Here is an 18,904-nt window from a genome sequence, read left to right on the forward strand (position 1 = left end):
GCCGGTGCGGGCGCAGGCGCTTCGGCCGGCGCCCCGTGGGCCTCGTCGCGCTGGATGAAGGTGCGCTTCTTGCGCACTTCCACCTGGATGGTGCGTGCGCGGCCGGTGGCATCGGCCTGCTTGATCTCGCTGGTGGACTTCTTCACCAGCGTGATCTTCTTGCGCTCGGGCTCGGCAGTGCCGTGCGCGGCCTTCAGGTGGCCGAGCAGACGCTGCTTGTCGGCCTCGGTGATGGCGTCGCTGGGCGAGGCCTTGGCCACGCCTGCGCTGCGGAACTGATCAAGCAGGATTTCGGGAGTCTTCTTGAGTTCGGTGGCGAACTCGGCAACGGTGGTGCTGGACATATGTGGTTCGGGGCTCCATCACGTCACTCTTGGCCGGCGAACCAGTGCTCGCGGGCTTTCAAGATCAGGGCTTTGGCGTCATCGGCGCTCTGGCCGGTGATCTCGGTAAGTTCGTCGACTGCGAGGTCGGCCAGATCGTCGCGCGAATGCACACCGGCATCCGCCAGCTTGGCGATCAGGTCGGCATCGAGGCCGGGCAGGTCGCGCAGGTCTTGCGAGACGCTTTCCACGCCCTCTTCCTTCGCGATTTCCATGGTCAGCAGCGCGTCCTTGGCGCGGGCGCGCAGTTCGTTGACCGTGTCTTCGTCGAAGGCCTCGATGTCCAGCATTTCGGAAATGGGCACGTACGCCACTTCCTCGAGGCTGGTGAAGCCTTCGGCGATGAGGATGTCGGCGATTTCCTCGTCCACATCCAGCTTTTCCATGAACAGCTTGCGGCTGGCGTCGGTTTCCTGCGCCTGCTTCTGGGCCGATTCGTTGGCGTCCATGATGTTGATCTTCCAGCCGGTCAGCTCGGAAGCCAGACGCACGTTCTGGCCGCCGCGGCCGATGGCGATGGCGAGGTTCTCCTCGTCGACCACCACGTCCATGGCGTGCTTTTCCTCGTCCACCACGATGGAGGTCACGTTGGCCGGGGCCAGCGCGCCGATCACGAACTGTGCCGGGTCTTCGCTCCACAGCACGATGTCCACGCGCTCGCCGGCCAGCTCGTTGGTCACGGCGTTGACGCGGGTGCCGCGCACGCCGACGCAGGTGCCGATGGGGTCGACACGCTTGTCGTGCGAGAGCACGGCGATCTTGGCGCGCGAGCCGGGGTCGCGGGCGCAGCTCTTGATCTCCAGCAGGCCCTGCTCGATCTCGGGCACTTCCTGGCGGAACAGCTCGATCATGAACTCGGGCGCCGCGCGCGACAGGATGATCGGCGCGCCGCGCAGGGTCAGGTCGACCTCCATGATCATGGCGCGCACGCGGTCGCCGTTGCGCAGGTTTTCCTTGGCGATCATCTCGCTGCGGCGCAGGCGCCCTTCGACGCGGCCGGCCTCGACGATGATGTCGCCCTTGTCCAGGCGCTTGACGGTGCCGGTGAAGATCTTCTCGCCGCGCGACATGAAGTCGTTGAGCAGCATCTCGCGCTCCGCGTCGCGGATCTTCTGCAGGATGACCTGCTTGGCGGCCATGGCGCCGATGCGGCCGATCGGCACCGACTCCACCGATTCCTCGATGTACTCGTCGACCTGGATGTCGGGCATTTCGTCGCGGGCCTCGAACAGGAGGATTTCCTGGTCGGGCATCTGCAGGCCGGCCTCGTCGGGCACGACGTGCCAGCGGCGGAAGGTTTCGTATTCGCCGCTGTCGCGGTCAACCGCCACGCGGATATCCACTTCGCCCGGGTAGAGCTTCTTGGTGGCCTGCGCCAGCGCAGACTCGACCGCGCCGAAGACCACGTCGCGTTCGACGTTCTTCTCGCGCGAGATCGCATCCACCAACATCAACATTTCGCGATTCATGCCCCACTCTCCTGAAGTCAAGCCGGCGTATCGCCGCCGGCAGCATCAAATGAACCCTCACGGGTTTTGGCCTTGCGGCCCTTGAAATCCACAATTGGCGCCAGCCGCGCCTCGCGCAGCTCGTCCAAGGCGAAGCCCAGCGCCTGCAGCGGTGCGGGCGCGCGCTTCTTGCTCACCTTTTGTCCGGGCTTCGGCTCGGGCGCATCGCTCCAGACGATCTGCCAGCCACCACCTTCGGCACGTTCCAGCGTGCCGCGAAATTTCTTGCGGTTGGCCGCCACGGGCGTTGCCGCCCCCTGGCCCACCGCGCCGATCGGCGCCTTGAGCGTGATGTCGATCACTTCGCCGACAAAACGCTCGAAATCCTTTTCGCCGCGCAGCGGACGGTCGATGCCGGGCGAGGAAACCTCCAGCCGCTTGTAGTCGACCCCGTCCACTTCCAGCGCGAACTGCAGCTGGCGCGTGACCTTCTCGCAGTCCTCGACCGTCACGAAGGGCTCCGGCGCGCCTGCCGCCTGCTCCAGATGGGGGCCGGCCCAGGGCAAATCAATCGTCACGCGCAGCAATCCCCCCGCCGAGCGTTCGATCTCGATCAGGTCGTAGCCGAGCCCGGCCACGGTTTGTTCCACTGTCTGCTGCAATGCCACGTGTCTAGATGTTTTCCTGAAGTACTTCGGATGGCGCCTGCGCGTGACACCACACGAAAAAATGAAGCACAAACGAAAAACGGGCGGTGAGTACCCGCCCGTTTTGGTCGTGAGCCTCAAATTATATGCCAAATGCGCAAAATTCGTGCTAATTGTCTATTCGCAAAAAGACGACTCGGCGCCCATCGACCTATTCAGCGCGCGGCAATGCGGCCCTGCTTGCGCCGCCAGACCATCACGAACAGCAGCGCCCCCATGGCCAGCGCGGCAGCCGCCACGAGCAGCGGCACCGCAAACGAGCCCGAACGCTGCGCCAGCGGCGCCGCGAACAGCGGCCCGACGATCTGCCCCACCCCGTAGGACGCCGTGGCCAGCCCGATCAGCCCGGCCGCGGCATTGCCGCGCAGCCGCCGGGCGTCACGCACCAGGAACAGGGTGATGGCGGTGAACGGCAGCCCCAGCAGGAGGCTGCCCAGCGCAAAGCCGGGCACCGTGGGCCAGGCCACCGACAGCAGCACGCCCACCGCCTGCATGGCATAGGCGCCGGCCAGCATCAGGCGGTTGTCCCAGTGCAGCGGCAGGCGCGCGCCGAAGATGGCGCCCGGGATCACAGCCAGGCCGAACAGCGGCCAGAACAGGTCGGGCCAGGGCGAGCCCGGCAGCGCCTGGCGCGCAATGACCGGCAGGAAGGTGGCGGTGATGATGTAACCGAAGCCGGCCAGCGCATACAGGCCCACCAGCCAGCGCGCGTCGCTGGCGGCTTCCTGGCCCTGCACGCCCTCCGCCGGCGGCGCGGTTGTCTGGCTTGGCGCATCGTGATGGTTCCCGTCGTCGAAAACTCGCCAGATCAGGGCGCTCAGCAGCACGGCCGCCGTTCCGTAGGCCAGCCATGCGCCGTCGGCACCCCAGCGGCCGCTGGCGCTGCCCAGCACGCCGGCCAGCAGGATGCCGACGCCGGGGCCGGCGTAGATCACGCCGCCCAGCTTGGGCGCGCTGGTTTCGGCCAGGCGGCGCAGCCCCCAGCCGGAGGCGAAGACAAAGGTCCAGGCACTCATCACCCCGGCCGCGGTGCGCATCACGCCCCAGGCGCCGAAGCTGTCCAGCAGCCCCATGCCCAGCAGCAGCGCCGCCGTGCTGGCCAGGCCGATGCGCACCATGGCCGAGGCCCTGGCATGGATGGCCGCGCAGGAGAGCGCACCCACGAAGTAGCCCAGGTAGTTGAGCGATGCGAGCAGGCCGCCGCCCTGGAGGTCGAGCTTGCCTTCCTGCAGCATCAGCGGCAGCGCCGGCGTGAAGGCGAAGCGGCCCAGGCCCATGGCAACGGCCAGGGTCACCATGCAGGCCAGGGCCGCGCGCCAGGCGCCGCGGCGGTCCATGCCGGCCGCTTCAGACATCCAGGGCGGCCGCAACCAGCTTGCGGGTGTAGGGGTCCTGCGGCGAATCGAGCACGGTGTCGACCTCGCCGGCTTCCAGCACATGGCCGTCCTTCATCACCATCACGCGGTGCGCCATGGCGCGGATCACCTCCACGTCGTGGGTGATGAGCAGGTAGCTCAAGCCACGCTCGCGCTGCAGGCGCTGCAAAAGCGCGAGCACCTGCTTCTGGATGGTGACGTCCAGCGCGCTGGTGGGCTCATCCAGCACCAGCAGCTGCGGGCTCACGATCAAGGCGCGGGCGACCGCGATGCGCTGGCGCTGGCCGCCGGAAAACTCGTGCGGGTAGCGCCCCAGCAGGCCCGGAAACTGCTTCTCGGCCAGGCCCACGTCGGCCAGCGCCTGCAGGACCTGCTCGCGCCGCTGGACCTCGTTCAAGGCGCCGTCGTGCACCGCCAGGCCTTCGCCGACGATCTCCTCGATGGTCATGCGCGGCGAAAGCGAGGAGAACGGGTCCTGGAAAACCACCTGGATGAAGCGCCGCAGTGAGCGGCTGGCACTGCCGCCGGTCCACGCGCGGCCATCCACCTGCAGGCTTCCGCCGTGCGGCAGCAGGCCGAGCACGGCCAGCGCCAGCGTGGACTTGCCCGAGCCGGATTCCCCCACGATACCCAGCGTCTCGCCCGGGCGCACCGCTAGGTCGGCACCGTGCACCGCGACGAATTCCCCCTTGCTGAACCAGCCTCGGATGCCAGGCCGGGCCACCGGGTACGCCACGCGCAGCCCCTGCGCCTGGACGACGGGCGGCTGCGCGGGCTGCGGCGCCAGCGCCGCCGGGTCGCGCGTGGGCCGGCTGTCGATGAGCTTGCGGGTGTAGGCATGCTGCGGCGCGCCGAACAGCTGCGCCACCCGGCCCTGCTCGACGATGCGGCCCTGCTCCATCACCGCCACGCGGTCGGCAAAGCGCTTCACCAGGTTCAGGTCGTGGGTGATCATGAGCACGGCCATGCCGTGCTTGCGGGCCAGGTCGTCCAGCAGCTCGAGGATCTGCACGCGCAAGGTCACGTCCAGCGCGGTGGTGGGCTCGTCGGCCAGCAGCAGGCGCGGCTTGCAGGCCAGGGCCATGGCGATCATCGCCCGCTGGCGCTGGCCGCCGGAGAGCTGGTGCGGGAAGGCATTGGCGCGGCGCTGCGGGTCGGGGATGCCGGTTTCCGCCAGCAGCGCGACGGCCGCCTCGCGCGCGGCGGCGGGCGAGAGCGCCTCGTGCAGCTGCAGCACTTCGGCGATCTGGTCGCCCACGGGGAACAGGGGGTTGAGCGCCGTCATCGGCTCCTGGAAGATCATCGCGACTTCCTTGCCGCGCACGCCGCGCAACTGGCGCTCGCTGAGCGCCAGCAGGTCGCGGGTCTCGCCACCCTGCCCCGCCGCAGGCGAGAAAAGTGCCCGGCCGTCCACCTGCGCCTCGGGCAGCAGGCGCAGCAGCGACAGGGCCGTCACCGTCTTGCCCGAACCCGATTCGCCCACCAGCGCGAGCTTTTCTCCGGCAGCCAGGTCGAAGTCGACGCCGTGCACCACGCGCTTGCCGCCGAAGGCGACCCGCAGGTTCTGGACCTGAAGCAGCGCGGCGCTCATCGATCCATCTTTCTCGGGTCCAGCGCATCGCGCAGCGCATCGCCCATGAAGGTCAGCAGCATCAGCGTGAGCACCAGCACGCCGAAGGTGGACAGGGATATCCACCAGGCGTCCAGGTTGGCCTTGCCCTGGTTGAGCAGTTCGCCCAGCGAGGGCGTTCCGGGCGGCACGCCCAGGCCCAGGAAGTCGAGCGAGGTGAGCGCCAGGATGGCCGCGCTCATGCGAAACGGCAGGAAGGTCACCACCGGCGTCATGCTGTTGGGCAGGATGTGGCGCCGCATGATGCGCAGGTTGCCCACGCCCAGGGCGCGGGCGGCGCGCACATAGTCCATCTGCCGGTTGCGCAGGAACTCGGCGCGCACGTAGTCCGACAGGCCCATCCAGCCGAACAGGCTCAGCAGCACCAGCAGCAGCGCGACGCTGGGCGAGAAGATGGCGCTGAAGATGATCAGCAGGTACAGCTCCGGCATCGAGCCCCAGATCTCGATGAAGCGCTGGAAGGCCAGGTCGGTCTTGCCGCCGAAGAAGCCCTGCACCGCGCCGGTGGCAATGCCCAGCACCACGCCGATGGCGGTGAGCGCCAGGGCGAAGAGCACGCTCACCCGGAAGCCGTAGATCAGCTGCGCCAGCAGGTCGCGCCCGCGGTCGTCGGTGCCCAAGAGGTTCTCGGCCGACGGCCGGGCCGGATTGGGCAGCTTGGCGAAGTAGTTGAGCGTGCGCGGACCGTACGGGTTGGGTGCGTACACGGCCCAGTTGCCGCCCTGCGTGATGCGCTCGCGGATGAAGGGGTCGAGGTAGTCGGCCGGCGTCTCGAAGTCGCCGCCGAAGGTCTTTTCCGAATAGTCGCGCAGCACCGGGAAGTAGGTCTGCCCTTCGTAGCGCACGATCAGCGGCTTGTCGGTGGACAGCACCTCGGCGAACAGGGAGAGCACCACCATGGCGGTGAACAGCACCAGGCTCCAGAAGCCCAGCCGGTTGCGCCGGAAGCGCCGCCAGGCGCGCCGGCCGGGGCTGAGCGAGGGGGACGTCGCGTGATTCATCTCAATCAAATTTCACGCGCGGGTCGACCAGCACGTAGCAAAGGTCGGAAATGAGCTTGGTGACCAGCCCGATCAGCGTGAAGAGGAACAGCGTGCCCAGCACCACCGGGTAGTCGCGGCGAATGACGCTCTCGTAGCTCAGCAGGCCCAGGCCGTCCAGCGAGAACAGCGTCTCGATCAGCAGCGAGCCGGCAAAGAAGGCGCCGATGAAGGCCGAGGGAAAGCCGGTGATGATGGGAATGAGCGCATTGCGCATCACGTGCTTCCACAGCACCTTGCGCTCGTCCAGGCCCTTGGCCCGGGCGGTCAGCACGTACTGCTTGCGGATCTCTTCCAGGAAGGAGTTCTTGGTGAGCATGGTGGTCACCGCGAAGCTGCCCAGCACCATGGCGATCAGCGGCAGGGTGATGTGCCACAGGTAGTCGACGATGCGCGCGCCCCATCCCAGCTGTTCCCAGTTGGACGAGGTCAGGCCCCGCAGCGGAAACCACTGCAGCTGCCCGCCGAAGACCACCAGCAGCGCCACGCCCAGCACGAAGCCCGGAATGGCGTAGCCGACCAGCACCACCAGCGTGGAGACGAAGTCGAAGCGCGTGCCGGCACGCACCGCCTTGGCCACGCCCAGCGGCACCGCCACCAGGTAGCTGATGAAGAAGGTCCACAGCCCCAGGCTGATGGACACCGGCAGCTTCTCCTTGATGAGCTGCCACACGTCCTTGCGCTGGTAGAAGCTGGTGCCCAGATCCAGGCGGGCGAAGGACTTGAGCATGTCCCAGAAGCGCTGCGGCGCCGGCTTGTCGAAGCCGTAGAGCTTCTTGATCTCCTCGATGCGCTGCGGGTCCAGCCCCTGGCGGCCGCGGTAGCCGGCGCCGGCGCTGGCGGCGCCCTCCCCGCCCGAATCCCGGCCCTGCAACTGCGCCACCATCTGCTCCACCGGCCCCCCGGGCACGAACTGGATCACGACGAAGGTGACGAGCAGCACGCCCAGCAGCGTGGGCAGCATGAGCAGGAGGCGCTTGAGGATGTAGCTGGCCATGGATTTTCAGCCGCCTCCTATTTGTTCGTGGGCGAGGCCCACCAGGTGCTCATCGCCCAGTTGCCCGGGTCGATGTAAGGCGGAATCGTCTTGGGCAGCACGAAGGGCGCGGGCCGGTAGCCGATCAGGAATTCGTCGCCGTAGTACTGCGGCACGCCGTAGTGGCCGTGCGAGAGGATGCGGTCGAGCACGCGCATGGCGGTGACCAGTTCCGGGCGGGTGCGGGCCGAAACCACCTTCGACAGGACCGCGTCCACCGCTGGGTTCTCGATGCCCCACACGTTCGATGAGCCCGTCGTGCGCGCCGCCTGCGAGCCGAAGCGCTCGATCAGTTCGCTCCCCGGCGCATTGCTGCCCGGCAGCCGGATGGTGGTCATCTCGAAGTCGAAGTTGTCCATGCGCTGCTGCGCCAGCGAGAAGTCCACGGTGCGAAAGCTCATCTCGATGCCCAGCTTGCGCAAGGCGCCCTGCATGGGCGCCAGCACCCGCAGCAGCGAAGGCTGGTCGATGAGCGCCTCGATGGTGAAAGCCTCGCTCTTGGCATCGCGCAATGCGCCGTCGCGGTAGGTCCATCCAGCCTCGGCCAGGAGCTTCTGCGCCTGCCGCAGGTTCTCGCGCAGGCTGTGCGGCGGCGTGGTGGTCGGCGAGACGACCGCCGCCCCGAAGACCTCGGGCTGCAGCTTGTCCCGCAGCGGCTCCATCAGGGCCAGCTCGTCGGGCCCCGGCAAACCCGCTGCATGGAATTCGCTATTGGGAAACCAGCCTTGCACGCGCTTGTACAGCCCGTAGAACATCTGCTTGTTGAGCCATTCGAAGTCGAAGGCCAGCCCGATGGCCTGGCGCACGCGCACGTCCTTGAACTTGTCCTTGCGCAGATTGAAGACCCATCCCTGGTAGTCGCTCGGGTTGCCGTTGGGAAAGCCTCGCTGCACCACGGCGCCGCTGGTGAACGCCTTGCCGGTGTACTGGCGCGCCCAGTTGCGCGAGCTGAACTCGCGCGCGAAGTCGTACTCGCCGGCCTTCAGGCCCTCGAATCTTGCTGTGTCGTCCAGGTAGATCTTGAAGCTGATGCGGTCGAAGTTGAACTGGCCCTTACGCGTCGGCAGCTCGGCGCCCCAGTAGTTCGGGTCGCGCACGTAGGTGATGTCGCGGCCCAGCCGCGGGCTGGGGAGCTTGTAGGGGCCGGAGGCCACCGGCAGCTCGGTAATCACCTGGTCGAACGGCTTGCCCGCGCCCCACGCCCGGCCGAACACCGGCATGCCGCCCACCACGAGCGGCAGTTCGGGGTTGGGCGTGGCGAAATCGAAGCGCACGGTGCGCTCGCCCAGGGCCACAGCCTTCTTCACCTCGGCGTAGATGGTGCGGAACTGGGGCGCGGCTTCCTTGCTCATCAAGGTGTTGAAGGAATGCACCACGTCGGCGGCCAGCACCGGCGTGCCGTCGTTGAAGCGCGCCTTGGGGTTGAGGCGAAAGGTGGTGGATAGCCGGTCGGGCGCCACCTCCACGTCCTCGGCCAGCAGGCCGTAGGCGGTGGTCGCCTCCTGGCTGTTGCCCACCAGCAGGCTTTCGAACATGAGGTTGCCCAGGCCCGCCGGCGCCGTGCCCTTGAGCGTGAAGGGATTGAACTTGTCGAAATTCGTCGGGCGTGTGGGCGGCACCATCCGGATCTCGCCGCCCTTGGGCGCATCCGGGTTCACGTAGTCGAAATGGGTGAAGCCGGCGGGGTACTTGATGTCCCCGAATTGCGCATAGGCATGCGCGGCCCACGAGGGGGCCGCCAGCAGTGCCAAAACCAGAAGCCACCACGCTCGCATGCGAGAATTCTCGCCCAAGATTTCACGAGACCTTTCCAAGAGGCATTCATATGGGCTTTCTCGCCGGCAAGAAACTACTCATCACGGGCGTCCTGAGCAATCGTTCGATTGCCTACGGCATCGCCAAGGCCTGCCATGAACAAGGCGCCGAACTGGCGTTCAGCTACGTGGGCGAGCGCTTCAAGGACCGCATCACCGAATTCGCGGCCGACTTCGGCTCCAAGCTGGTATTCGATTGCGACGTGGGCGACGACGCGCAGATCGACAAGCTCTTTGCCGACCTGGCGCAGACCTGGCCCAAGTTCGACGGCTTCGTGCACAGCATCGGCTTCGCCCCGCGCGAAGCCATTGCCGGCGACTTCCTCGACGGCCTGTCGCGCGAAGGCTTCAGGGTGGCGCACGACATCAGCGCCTACAGCTTCCCGGCCATGGCCAAGGCGGCCCTGCCCTACCTCAACGACAAGTCGGCCCTGCTCACGCTCACCTACCTGGGTGCCGAGCGTGCGCTGCCCAACTACAACACCATGGGCCTGGCCAAGGCCAGCCTGGAAGCCTCGGTGCGCTATCTGGCCGAGTCGCTCGGCCCCAAGGGAATGCGCGTCAACGGCATCAGCGCCGGCCCCATCAAGACGCTGGCTGCCAGCGGCATCAAGGGCTTCGGCAAGATGCTCTCGGCGGTGGCCGACGTGGCGCCCATCCGCCGCAACGTGACCATCGAGGAAGTGGGCAATGTGGCCGCCTTCCTGCTGTCCGATCTCGCCAGTGGCGTGACGGCCGAGATCACCTACGTCGACGGCGGTTTCAGCAACGTCGTGGGCGGCATGGCCGAGGCCTGAGCCAGACCCGGGCGCAAGACGCTGTCGGAATCTGCGGATTTCGCCGCGTTTGGCACCTGCTGCAGCGGGCCTCCTGCGAGGATGGCGCCCGCTGCCGATCGACAATAGGGGCTGCCCGGTACCCGGGCACCGCGAGGCCGCCGGCCCTCGCCCGTCTCCCCCTTGTTGATCCCCGTTTTTCCATGTCGATGCATCGCCGTTCGTTCCTGCTTGCTGCCTTGGGCGCCTTCGCGCCGCTGACCCAGGCAGTGGCGGCAGCGCCCGCGCTGATGCTCGCATCGGTCTACCGCCCCGGCACGCCGCTCACCGACTACTGGGTGAGCGAAAAGTACGACGGCGTGCGCGGCTACTGGGACGGCAGGCAGCTGCTGCTTCGCAGCGGCGAGAAGGTGGCGGCGCCCGCCTGGTTCACCGCCGGCTGGCCGCGCCAGCCCATGGACGGCGAGTTGTGGGCCGGCCGCGGCAAGTTCGAGCAGACCGTTTCCACCGTCCGCAGCCAGACGCCCAGCGACGCCGCATGGCGCGAGGTGCGCTTCATGGTGTTCGACCTGCCGCAGCAGGCCGGCACCTTCACGCAGCGCCTGGCCGCGCTTCGGCGCCTGCTGCCCATCACCACCGCGCCCTGGCTGGTTGCGGTGCCGCAGCAGCGGGCCACCACGCACGAAGACCTTGAGGCCCTGCTCGAGCGCACGGTGCGCGGCGGCGGCGAAGGCCTGATGCTGCACCGGGGCAGTTCCATCTACCGCGGCGAGCGCAGCAACGACCTGCTGAAGGTCAAGCGCTTCGACGACGCCGATGCGCGCGTGGTGGCCTACGTCGACGGCAAGGGCCGCAACACCGGCCGGATGGGCGCCCTGCTGGTCGAAATGCCCGACGGCCGGCGCTTCAAGCTGGGTTCCGGCTTCACCGATGCGCAGCGGCGCTCGCCGCCGGCCGTGGGCAGCTGGGTCAGCTACCGCTACAACGGCAGCACCGACGACGGCCTGCCGCGCTTCGCCCGCTTCCTGCGCGAGCGCCCCGACCTCCCGAACACCGCTGTGGGCGGCCTCTAGGCGATGGCACTTGCGGCGCGCAGCTGGCGCGGCGCCATGCCCGTCATCCGCTGCATCAGGCGCCACAGCGCCGTGGCATCGCCGTAGCCCACCTGCTCGGCCACCTGCTCCACCGGCATGCGGCTGCTTTCGAGCAGCATGCGGGCATGGTTCAGGCGCACGCTCTGCACCAGGGCCATGGTGCTCTGGCCGGTCCTGGCCCGCACATGCCGCGCGAGCGACCGCTCCGACATACCGAATTCCCGCGCCAGGGCCCCGACCGGGGGCGGGGTCGGCAGCGACGACCTTACCCGCTCGACGATGCGCGCCACCAGCTCATCGCCATGGGCCAGCAATTCGGGCACCACGAAGGGCGCCTGCGCCTCGCGCCCGTCCAGCAGGAGCACGCGCGAAACGGCCTGGGCCAGCGCCGGGCCGAAGCGCTTGCGCAGCAAATACAGCATCAGGTCGCACTGGGCGAAGGCGGCGCCGGCCGTGATGACCGGGCCATCGGCGCACACCATGCGGTTGGCATCCACCGTGCAGCCGGGCTCGAGCTGGCTCAGGCTGGGCGCCAGCCACCAGGAGGTGGTGACCCGGCGCGCGCGCAGCAGGCCGGCCGCCTGGAGCAGGAACACCCCGGAGCACGAAGCCGCCACCGTGCCGCCCTGGCTGGCATGGCGGGCCAGGGCGCGCATGGCTTGCTGCGCGTCTTCCTGCAGCAGGCGCTCGCGTGCCTGGCGGGGTGTTTCCAGACCCAGGCCCGGCACCACCCAGATCGAGCCGTCGGCGCGCAAGGTGCGCGGCAGGGCCTTGGCCTCCAGCGACATGCCGCCGCCCAGGCGCACCGGGTTGCCGCCCACAGCCAGCACGCGCCAGCGCGGCACCGGCACATCCACCTGAGGGGCGACCGAGACCGCGGCGCGCAACATGTCGAGCGTGAGCGCGACGCTGCTGGCATAGGCCCCCGGCAGGAGCAGGACGGTGAAATCGTGCATTGTCTGATTACGCAATGTTCCTGCTGATTCGGACAATGGTAATTTGCACCCCGACCAGGCGCAATGGCGGCTTCATCCACGACGGAGCACGCGTTGCCCAATCTCCAGACGCAGGCGGACGACCCGCTCGACGACTTCACACCGCGCCAGATCACACTCGACGATGCGACCAGGGTGGTGCACATGGCCGGCTCGGGGCCGGCCGTGATCGTGCTGGCCGAGATGCCGGGCATCAGCCCCCACGTCGCCCGCTTCGCGCGCTGGGTGCGCGGCGCGGGCTTCACCGTCTACATGCCGTCGCTCTTCGGCCGCGACGGCGCGCTGCCGCTGGCCGACGAAGGCGCCAAGGTGTTCAAGCGCGTGTGCATCAGCGCCGAGTTCCGCGCCTTTGGCGCCAACGTGTCGAGCCCGGTGACCGGGTGGCTGAGGGCGCTGGCGAGGCTGGCACATGAGGAATGCGGCGGCCCCGGCGTGGGCGCCATCGGCATGTGCTTCACCGGCAACTTCGCCCTCACGATGATGCTGGAGCCGGCCGTTCTCGCGCCGGTGCTGTCGCAACCTTCACTGCCCCTGGACGATCCTGCGGGGTTGGAGATCTCGCCGCAGGACCTGGACTCGGTCAGGCAGCGCCTGGAGCGCGAAGACCTCAGCGTGCTGGCCTACCGCTTTGCCGGCGACCGCGTCTGCACTGCGCAGCGGTTCGCCGCCTACGAACAGGCCCTGGGCAGTCGCTTCATGGCGCGCGTGCTGCCCGACGGCGCCGCCAACCCGGACCCGCCGCCGTTCTTTGCAACCCATGTGCCCTTTCCGCACAGCGTCGTCACCGCCCACCTGATCGACGAAGCGGGGCAGCCGACCATCGCTTCGCGCAACGAGATCCTCGATTTCTTCGCGCGGCGGCTTCGCCCGCAAGGCAGCGGCTCCTGACACGCCCGCGGGGCGCGCATCGAGTCAGGTGCGCGGCGCTGCACGCCACGCCTGGGTGCGCGCCTCCAGCAGCCTGCCCAGCGCCAGGTACAGCAGCGTCGCCACGATCGAGACACCCGCGATCAGCACCGCCATGGCCGCCGCCGCGCCGGTCTCGCCGGCTTCGTCCAGGTTGAGGATGGCCACCGCCGCCACCTTGGTGTCCGGCGAGTAGAGGAAGACCACCGCCGAGATGGTCGTCATCGCGTTGATGAAGAAGTAGCGCGAGACATCCAGCAGCGTGGGCATGCAGATGGGCAGCGTCACCCGCCAGAAGGTCTTGTAGAACGGCACCTTGAGCGAGGCGGACACGGCTTCGAACTCCGGGTCGATGGCTTTGAGCGCTGTCACCATCGTCATGTGGCCCGTGGTGTAGAAGTGCATCACGGTGCACAGCACCAGCAGCGTCATGGTCTGGTACAGGCCGCCCAGCGGATTGCCCGGCGCGTTGAAGAAGAAGATGTAGCCCAGGCCCAGCACCAGCCCAGGCACCGCCATGGGCAGCATGGCTGCCAGCCGCACCACCGTGCGCACGCCGTCCAGGCCGCGCGTCTTCTCGAGCAGGTAGGCGCCCAGGAAGACCACCACCGTGCCGAACACCGCGGTGCCCGCCGCCATCTGGATGCTGTTCCACAGCGCCTCGCCCAGGCCCGCGTCGATCAGGCCGGTCACGTAGTGGTCCAGGCTGGGCGCCAGGTTGTAGGGCCACAGCTTGGCGAAGGAGGCGAACACCGCCATGCCGAACATGCAGAGCATGAGCGCGGCGATCAGCAGGCAGTACAGCGTCATGGCCTGGTCGAAGCGCGGCGAGCGGCGCGGCACCAGTGCCACCGCGCGCGCCGAGAGCGACGCGTTCTGCCTGCGCTGCACGACATGGTCGACCGCGAAGGTCAGCACCGCCGGCGTGAGCAGCAGCAGGGCCACCACGGCGCCGCGCTGGAAGTCCTGCTGCCCGATCACCAGCTTGAACACGTCCGTGGCCAGCACGTTGAAGTTGCCGCCCACCACCTTCGGAATGCCGAAGTCCGTGATGACGAGGGTGAAGGACAGCAGCGCCGCGGAGATAAGGCCGTACTTGGCGCCCGGCAGCGTGATGGTGAAGAACTTGCGCACCGTGCCCGTGCCGAGCGAATCGGCCGCTTCGTACAGGCGCGCATCGGCCAGCCGCAGCGCGGTGACGAGGATCATCAGCACATGCGGGAAGGTGGCGAAGCATTCGGCCAGCACGATGCCCGAGGCGCCGTAGATTCCGGGAAAGCCCAGCGACAGCCAGAACGCCTTGGCCACGCCCTGGTTGCCGAACCAGTAGATGATCGAGATGGCCGAGAGCAGCGAAGGCGCCAGCAAGGGCAGCAGGCTGATGGTGCGGAAGATGCCCTTGCCCGGCATGCAGCTGCGCGTGAGCGCGTAGGCGAAGCCGAAGGCCAGCGGCACCACGATGAGCGTGACCAGCACCGACACCCACACGCTGTGCCACAAGCTGGTCAAGAGCGCGGGCGACGCCAGGTAGGCGGCGAAGGCCCCGAGGCCCGAGCCCGAGGGAGACTGCACCGCCTTGACCAGGATGGAGAAGAGCGGCGCGATCATGGCCACGCCCAGCAGCAGCGCCACCAGCACCAGGCCCGCCTGGCCCAGGCGCTCGGTCCAGTGCACGCGCTGCTTCATGGGCCGCGGCATGCCCAGCGCATGCGCAGGATCGACACCGACGAGTGGACCGTGCATGGATGCAACAACCGTCATGCGGCAGCGGCCGGAAACACGCGCAGCCGGTCGGTGCGCAGCGCGAAATGCACCGTGCCGCCCGCGCGCACGTTGAACTCGTCTAGCTGGTTGAGCGAGAACTGAAGGTGCATGGACTGGTCGGGAATGCCGTCGACCGCCACTTCGGCCAGGCAGTTGCCGCCGAGGAACTCGATGTGCCGCACCGTGCCGGCGCACCGCAGCGGATCGTCGTCGCGCAGGCCGTCCACCACGCGGTCTTCGGGCCGCAGGTAGAGCGCCACGTCCGCGCCCGCGCGGCAGCCAAGGTCCGCGCCCGGCGGGCACTGCAGCCGCTTGTTGCCCACCCGGTACCAGTGGTCGCCCTCGGACACGGCGCGCAGCCGGTTCACCTTGCCCACGAAGTCGGCCACGAAGGCGCTGGCCGGCTCGCGGTACACCTGCATCGGCGTGCCCACCTGCTCGACCACGCCGTGGTTCATGACCACGATGCGGTCGGCCACCGACAGCGCTTCCTCCTGGTCGTGCGTGACCATGATGGTGGTCACGCCCAGCTTGCGCTGCAGGCTGCGGATCTCGTTGCGCAGGTGCACCCGCACGATGGCGTCCAGCGCGGACAGCGGCTCGTCCAGCAGCAGCAGCCCCGGCGACGTGGCCAGGGCCCGCGCCAGTGCCACCCGCTGCTGCTGGCCGCCCGACATCGCGCCGGGTACTTGGCGCCGATGCCCGGCAGGCCGACCAGCGCCAGCAGTTCGTCCACCCGCGCCGCCACCTGCGCCCGCGGCTGCTTGCGGTTGACCAGCCCGTAGGCGACGTTTTCCGCCACGCTCAGGTTCGGAAAGAGCGCATAGGACTGGAACATGATCCCGTAGTCGCGCGCCGCTGGCGGCAGCACCGACACGTCGCGCCCAGCCTGCACGATGGAGCCAGAGGTTTGCGACTCCAGCCCGGCGATGATTCGCAGCAGCGTGGTCTTGCCGCAGCCCGAGGGCCCCAGGAAGCACACGAACTCGCCACGGCGGATCGTCAGGTCGATGTTCTTGAGCGCCGTGAAGGCGCCGAAATGCTTGCCGATGCCGCGCAGCTGCAGGTAGCCCACTTCATTCATCCCGGTCCTTACTTCTTGGCTTCGCTCTTGCCGTCGTAGCGGCGCATCCACTCGGCCAGGGTGCGCTCGCGGGCCGTGGCCGCCTGGTCGAAATTGACCTTGATCAGGCGGGACTCGTAGTCGGCCGGAATGCTGGCCAGCTTGGGCGCCACGCCCGGCTGCGCCGTTACTGCGAAGTTCTTGCCGTACAGCAGCATCGCGTCCTTGGACGATGCCCAGTCGGCCAGCTTCTTGGCCGCTTCCAGCTTCTTCGTGCCCTTGTAGATGCCGAAGGCCTCCAGGTCCCACCCCAGGCCTTCCTTGGGGAAGACCAGCTCGATGGGGGCGCCCTTGGCCTTGTTCGTGTGGCCGCGGTACTCGAAGGAAATGCCCGCCACGTACTCGCCGGCGGCCGCCATGTTGCAAGGCTTGGAGCCCGAGTGCGTGTACTGCGCAATGTTCTCGTGCAGCGCGTCCATGTACTTCCAGCCGCCGCCCTTGCCGCCTTCGTCGCCCCACAGCTGCAGCCAGGCCACCACATCGAAGTAGCCGGTGCCCGAAGAGGCCGGGTTGGGCATCACCACCTGGCCCTTGAACTCGGGCTTGGTCAGGTCCTTCCAGGTGGTGGGGATCGCGATGTTGCGCTTCTTGGCCTCCACCGTGTTCACGCACACCACGGCGCCGAACACGTCCATGCCCCACCAGGCGGGCGGCGACTTCTTGTCGCGGTACTGCGGCATGATCGCGTCGAGATTCAGCGGCGCGTAGGGCTCGAGCATGCCGTTGTTGTCGAACAGCGCCATGCTGGAGGCCGCCACGCCCCAGATCGCATCGGCCTGCGGGTTGGCCTTCTCGGCCAGCAGCTTGGCCGTGACCACGCCGGTGGAATCGCGCACCCACTTGATCTCGATGTTGGGCTCGACCTTGTTGAAGGCCTCCTGGTAGGCCTTGAGCTGGTCGGTTTCCAGCGCCGTGTAGACCGTGAGCTGGGTCTTTTGCGCCAGAGCGGCGCCGCACACGGCCAGGCCGATGGCAGCGGACAGGATGCGTTTCGCGTGGTTCATCTCAGCGGGCTCCGTTTTGCTTTTGCAGAAAAACAGGGAATGTGGCTTCGCGAGAAGTCATCTTCATGACATGGAGCCCAAGCAAAATCGGGGCCCGCTGCGCAGGTTCGTCTATTGTCTTTGGCAGATCGTAGACAATCTGCGGGCTCCCTGTCTACGATGTTTCCCATGGTCCAGCCCCTCTCCAGCAACGAAGCCATCGCCCATCTGCAGCTGCATTCCCTGGCCAACCTGGTGCAGGCCGAGATCGAACGCATGATCCTGCAAGGCGAGCTCCAATCGGGTGCAAAGCTCACCGAGGCCACCCTGGCCGAGCAGCTGGGCGTGTCCCGCGGTCCGGTGCGTGAGGCCTTCCGCATGCTGGAGGAATCGGGGCTGGTGCGCACCATCAAGAACCGCGGCGTGTTCGTGCGCGACGTGGCGGTGGAAGAAGCGCTCGAGATCTTCGAGGTGCGCGCCGTCATGGACCTTTATGTGGGCCGCAAGCTGGCCGAGACCATCACGCCCCAGCAGCTCAAGGAACTGCGCCAGCTGGTGGATGCCATGGACCAGGCGGTCACGGGTGGCAACGCGGGCGACTACCACCGCTTCAACCTCAAGTTCCACGACCGGCTGCTGGAGCTGGCGGACAACGCCAAGCTCACCGCCACCTACCGAAAGCTGGTGAACGAACTGTCGCTGTTTCGCCGGCAGAACCTCACGGCCGAGTCCATGGCGGTGTTCACCCGCGAGCACAAGCAGATCGTCAAGGCCATTGCCGCGGGCGACCCCGAGGCCGCGGGCCAGGCGATGTTCCAGCACGTGATGAACAGCCGGGAGCGCACGCTGCAGCACTACCGCAACAGGAACGCACAAGGCGCGACGGCTTCGTGAGCCTGCCCATCCTCCTGGCCGTTCTTTTCGGCGCCCTGCTCCACGCGAGCTGGAATGCCTTCATCAAGGCCGGCAAGGACAAGGCGCTGGACACCGCCCTGGTGCACAGCCTGGGCTTCTTCGTGGCCATTCCGCTGCTGGCGTACACCGGCCTGCCCAAGCCGGCCGCCTGGCCGTACATGGCGGCTTCGCTGGCGATCCACCTGGGCTACTACATCGCCCTGGCCGGCGCCTACAAGTACGGCGACCTCGGGCTGACCTACCCGCTGATGCGCGGCTGCGCCCCGCTGCTGGTGGCGCTGGGCAGCCTGCCCTTCATCGGCGAAGGCCTGTCGCACACGGCCTGGCTCGGCGTGGCGGTGCTGTGCGTGGGCGTGGTCACGCTGGGGCTGTCGCGCTCGGCCATGCATGTGGAAGGCTCGCACCGCGGCAAGGCGCTGGCCTTTGCGCTGGCCAACGCGGCGATCATCGCCGTCTACACCGTCATCGACGGCATCGGCGTGCGCGCGTCGGGCGACGCCACGGCCTACGTGGCGGGGCTCTTTCTGTTCGACGGCCTGCCTTTCTTGCTGCTGGTGCTGTGGCGCCGGCCCGGGCGCCGGCTCGAAGCGCTGGCCTACATGCGCGGCCGCTGGCCCGTGGCGCTGATGGGCACCGTCGCCTCGCTGGGCAGCTACGGCATCGCCCTGTGGGCCATGACGCACGCGCCGGTGGCGGTGGTGGCGGCCCTGCGCGAGACCTCGGTGCTGTTCGCGGCGCTCATTGGCACGCTGTTCCTGCGCGAGGCCTTCGGCTGGCAGCGCGCCTTCGGCACGCTGGTGATCCTCGCCGGCGTCATGAGCCTGCGGCTGGGGTAGCAGCCCTCTTGCTCCTCTCCCCTCTGGGGAGAGGTTGGGTGAGGGGCACGCGGTGTCTCATGCAGCGGCGCCGTGCGT

Annotated in this window: 16 protein-coding genes and 1 pseudogene; 5 read left to right on the top strand and 12 right to left on the bottom strand. The window is 68.1% G+C overall.

Going from position 1 to position 18,904, the window contains the following annotated elements:
* The 8 genes from VSO01S_RS21740 to VSO01S_RS21775 all read right to left on the bottom strand — a co-directional run.
* Window positions 1-344, bottom strand: a 344-nt coding sequence (locus VSO01S_RS21740) for a translation initiation factor IF-2 associated domain-containing protein (protein WP_174544758.1), incomplete at its 3' end; no start/stop codon positions are given.
* Window positions 345-367: 23 nt separating this feature from the next.
* Window positions 368-1,852 carry a transcription termination factor NusA gene (gene nusA, locus VSO01S_RS21745; protein ID WP_068644890.1) on the bottom strand — a complete coding sequence of 495 codons (1,485 nt, stop codon included), beginning with the start codon at window positions 1,850-1,852 and terminating at the stop codon, window positions 368-370.
* A gap of 17 nt (window positions 1,853-1,869) precedes the next feature.
* Window positions 1,870-2,499 carry a ribosome maturation factor RimP gene (gene rimP, locus VSO01S_RS21750; RefSeq protein ID WP_068644891.1) on the bottom strand — a complete coding sequence of 210 codons (630 nt, stop codon included), beginning with the start codon at window positions 2,497-2,499 and terminating at the stop codon, window positions 1,870-1,872.
* Window positions 2,500-2,693: 194 nt separating this feature from the next.
* Window positions 2,694-3,893, bottom strand: coding sequence for a YbfB/YjiJ family MFS transporter (locus tag VSO01S_RS21755; RefSeq protein WP_068644892.1), 1,200 nt, complete (start codon window positions 3,891-3,893; stop codon window positions 2,694-2,696).
* A complete protein-coding gene (locus tag VSO01S_RS21760) occupies window positions 3,886-5,505 on the bottom strand; it encodes an ABC transporter ATP-binding protein (protein ID WP_068644893.1) in 1,620 nt (539 codons plus the stop codon). Before VSO01S_RS21760 ends, VSO01S_RS21755 begins: the two co-directional genes overlap by 8 nt.
* Window positions 5,502-6,545 carry an ABC transporter permease gene (locus VSO01S_RS21765; RefSeq protein WP_068644894.1) on the bottom strand — a complete coding sequence of 348 codons (1,044 nt, stop codon included), beginning with the start codon at window positions 6,543-6,545 and terminating at the stop codon, window positions 5,502-5,504. The genes VSO01S_RS21760 and VSO01S_RS21765 overlap by 4 nt, the downstream gene beginning before the upstream one ends.
* A 1-nt stretch (window position 6,546) precedes the next feature.
* On the bottom strand, window positions 6,547-7,581 hold the full coding sequence (locus VSO01S_RS21770) for a microcin C ABC transporter permease YejB (protein WP_068644895.1): 1,035 nt from the start codon (window positions 7,579-7,581) through the stop codon (window positions 6,547-6,549).
* Between the two features lie 17 nt (window positions 7,582-7,598).
* The gene (locus tag VSO01S_RS21775; RefSeq protein WP_068644896.1) at window positions 7,599-9,395 is read right to left on the bottom strand and encodes an extracellular solute-binding protein; all 1,797 of its coding nucleotides are present in this window, start codon (window positions 9,393-9,395) and stop codon (window positions 7,599-7,601) included.
* Window positions 9,396-9,445: 50 nt separating this feature from the next.
* Between VSO01S_RS21775 and fabI the strand changes: the two genes are divergently transcribed.
* Both fabI and VSO01S_RS21785 read left to right on the top strand, forming a co-directional pair.
* Window positions 9,446-10,231, top strand: a complete 786-nt coding sequence (fabI, locus tag VSO01S_RS21780; protein WP_068644897.1) for an enoyl-ACP reductase FabI — start codon at window positions 9,446-9,448, stop codon at window positions 10,229-10,231.
* A 188-nt stretch (window positions 10,232-10,419) separates the two neighbouring features.
* Window positions 10,420-11,283: a DNA ligase gene (locus VSO01S_RS21785; RefSeq protein WP_068644898.1), complete on the top strand. Its 864-nt coding sequence runs from the start codon at window positions 10,420-10,422 to the stop codon at window positions 11,281-11,283.
* Here VSO01S_RS21785 and VSO01S_RS21790 read toward each other — a convergent pair.
* Window positions 11,280-12,260 (bottom strand): GlxA family transcriptional regulator, encoded by a 981-nt coding sequence (locus VSO01S_RS21790; protein WP_068644899.1) that lies wholly within the window; start codon window positions 12,258-12,260, stop codon window positions 11,280-11,282. The two genes, VSO01S_RS21785 and VSO01S_RS21790, sit on opposite strands and share 4 nt — an antisense overlap.
* A gap of 93 nt (window positions 12,261-12,353) precedes the next feature.
* Between VSO01S_RS21790 and VSO01S_RS21795 the strand changes: the two genes are divergently transcribed.
* Window positions 12,354-13,187 carry a dienelactone hydrolase family protein gene (locus VSO01S_RS21795; protein ID WP_245684288.1) on the top strand — a complete coding sequence of 278 codons (834 nt, stop codon included), beginning with the start codon at window positions 12,354-12,356 and terminating at the stop codon, window positions 13,185-13,187.
* A 24-nt stretch (window positions 13,188-13,211) separates the two neighbouring features.
* Here VSO01S_RS21795 and VSO01S_RS21800 read toward each other — a convergent pair whose 3' ends face one another.
* The 3 genes and pseudogenes from VSO01S_RS21800 to VSO01S_RS21810 form a co-directional block, all read right to left on the bottom strand.
* Window positions 13,212-14,948 carry a putative 2-aminoethylphosphonate ABC transporter permease subunit gene (locus VSO01S_RS21800; protein ID WP_245684289.1) on the bottom strand — a complete coding sequence of 579 codons (1,737 nt, stop codon included), beginning with the start codon at window positions 14,946-14,948 and terminating at the stop codon, window positions 13,212-13,214.
* 14 nt (window positions 14,949-14,962) lie between these two features.
* Window positions 14,963-16,053: pseudogene (locus VSO01S_RS21805) on the bottom strand (putative 2-aminoethylphosphonate ABC transporter ATP-binding protein).
* Between the two features lie 8 nt (window positions 16,054-16,061).
* Window positions 16,062-17,096 (bottom strand): putative 2-aminoethylphosphonate ABC transporter substrate-binding protein, encoded by a 1,035-nt coding sequence (locus VSO01S_RS21810; RefSeq protein ID WP_068644901.1) that lies wholly within the window; start codon window positions 17,094-17,096, stop codon window positions 16,062-16,064.
* A 168-nt stretch (window positions 17,097-17,264) separates the two neighbouring features.
* Here VSO01S_RS21810 and VSO01S_RS21815 point away from each other — a divergent pair, with 168 nt between their 5' ends.
* Window positions 17,265-17,969 (top strand): phosphonate utilization associated transcriptional regulator, encoded by a 705-nt coding sequence (locus VSO01S_RS21815; RefSeq protein WP_068644904.1) that lies wholly within the window; start codon window positions 17,265-17,267, stop codon window positions 17,967-17,969.
* Window positions 17,966-18,826 (top strand): EamA family transporter, encoded by an 861-nt coding sequence (locus tag VSO01S_RS21820; protein ID WP_068644902.1) that lies wholly within the window; start codon window positions 17,966-17,968, stop codon window positions 18,824-18,826. The genes VSO01S_RS21815 and VSO01S_RS21820 overlap by 4 nt, the downstream gene beginning before the upstream one ends.
* Window positions 18,827-18,904 lie beyond the last annotated feature (78 nt).

The organism is Variovorax soli NBRC 106424, assembly GCF_001591385.1.
In the GTDB taxonomy this organism is placed as follows: domain Bacteria; phylum Pseudomonadota; class Gammaproteobacteria; order Burkholderiales; family Burkholderiaceae_C; genus Variovorax; species Variovorax soli.

What these genes read in the sequence shown, in the direction of transcription:
- nusA (WP_068644890.1), bottom strand. Translation starts at nt 1,852, where the DNA reads ATGAATCGCGAAATGTTGATGTTGGTGGATGCGATCTCGCGCGAGAAG.
- VSO01S_RS21755 (WP_068644892.1), bottom strand. Translation starts at nt 3,893, where the DNA reads ATGTCTGAAGCGGCCGGCATGGACCGCCGCGGCGCCTGGCGCGCGGCC.
- VSO01S_RS21760 (WP_068644893.1), bottom strand. Translation starts at nt 5,505, where the DNA reads ATGAGCGCCGCGCTGCTTCAGGTCCAGAACCTGCGGGTCGCCTTCGGC.
- VSO01S_RS21765 (WP_068644894.1), bottom strand. Translation starts at nt 6,545, where the DNA reads ATGAATCACGCGACGTCCCCCTCGCTCAGCCCCGGCCGGCGCGCCTGG.
- VSO01S_RS21770 (WP_068644895.1), bottom strand. Translation starts at nt 7,581, where the DNA reads ATGGCCAGCTACATCCTCAAGCGCCTCCTGCTCATGCTGCCCACGCTG.
- VSO01S_RS21775 (WP_068644896.1), bottom strand. Translation starts at nt 9,395, where the DNA reads ATGCGAGCGTGGTGGCTTCTGGTTTTGGCACTGCTGGCGGCCCCCTCG.
- fabI (WP_068644897.1), top strand. Translation starts at nt 9,446, where the DNA reads ATGGGCTTTCTCGCCGGCAAGAAACTACTCATCACGGGCGTCCTGAGC.
- VSO01S_RS21785 (WP_068644898.1), top strand. Translation starts at nt 10,420, where the DNA reads ATGCATCGCCGTTCGTTCCTGCTTGCTGCCTTGGGCGCCTTCGCGCCG.
- VSO01S_RS21790 (WP_068644899.1), bottom strand. Translation starts at nt 12,260, where the DNA reads ATGCACGATTTCACCGTCCTGCTCCTGCCGGGGGCCTATGCCAGCAGC.
- VSO01S_RS21800 (WP_245684289.1), bottom strand. Translation starts at nt 14,948, where the DNA reads ATGCACGGTCCACTCGTCGGTGTCGATCCTGCGCATGCGCTGGGCATG.
- VSO01S_RS21810 (WP_068644901.1), bottom strand. Translation starts at nt 17,096, where the DNA reads ATGAACCACGCGAAACGCATCCTGTCCGCTGCCATCGGCCTGGCCGTG.
- VSO01S_RS21815 (WP_068644904.1), top strand. Translation starts at nt 17,265, where the DNA reads ATGGTCCAGCCCCTCTCCAGCAACGAAGCCATCGCCCATCTGCAGCTG.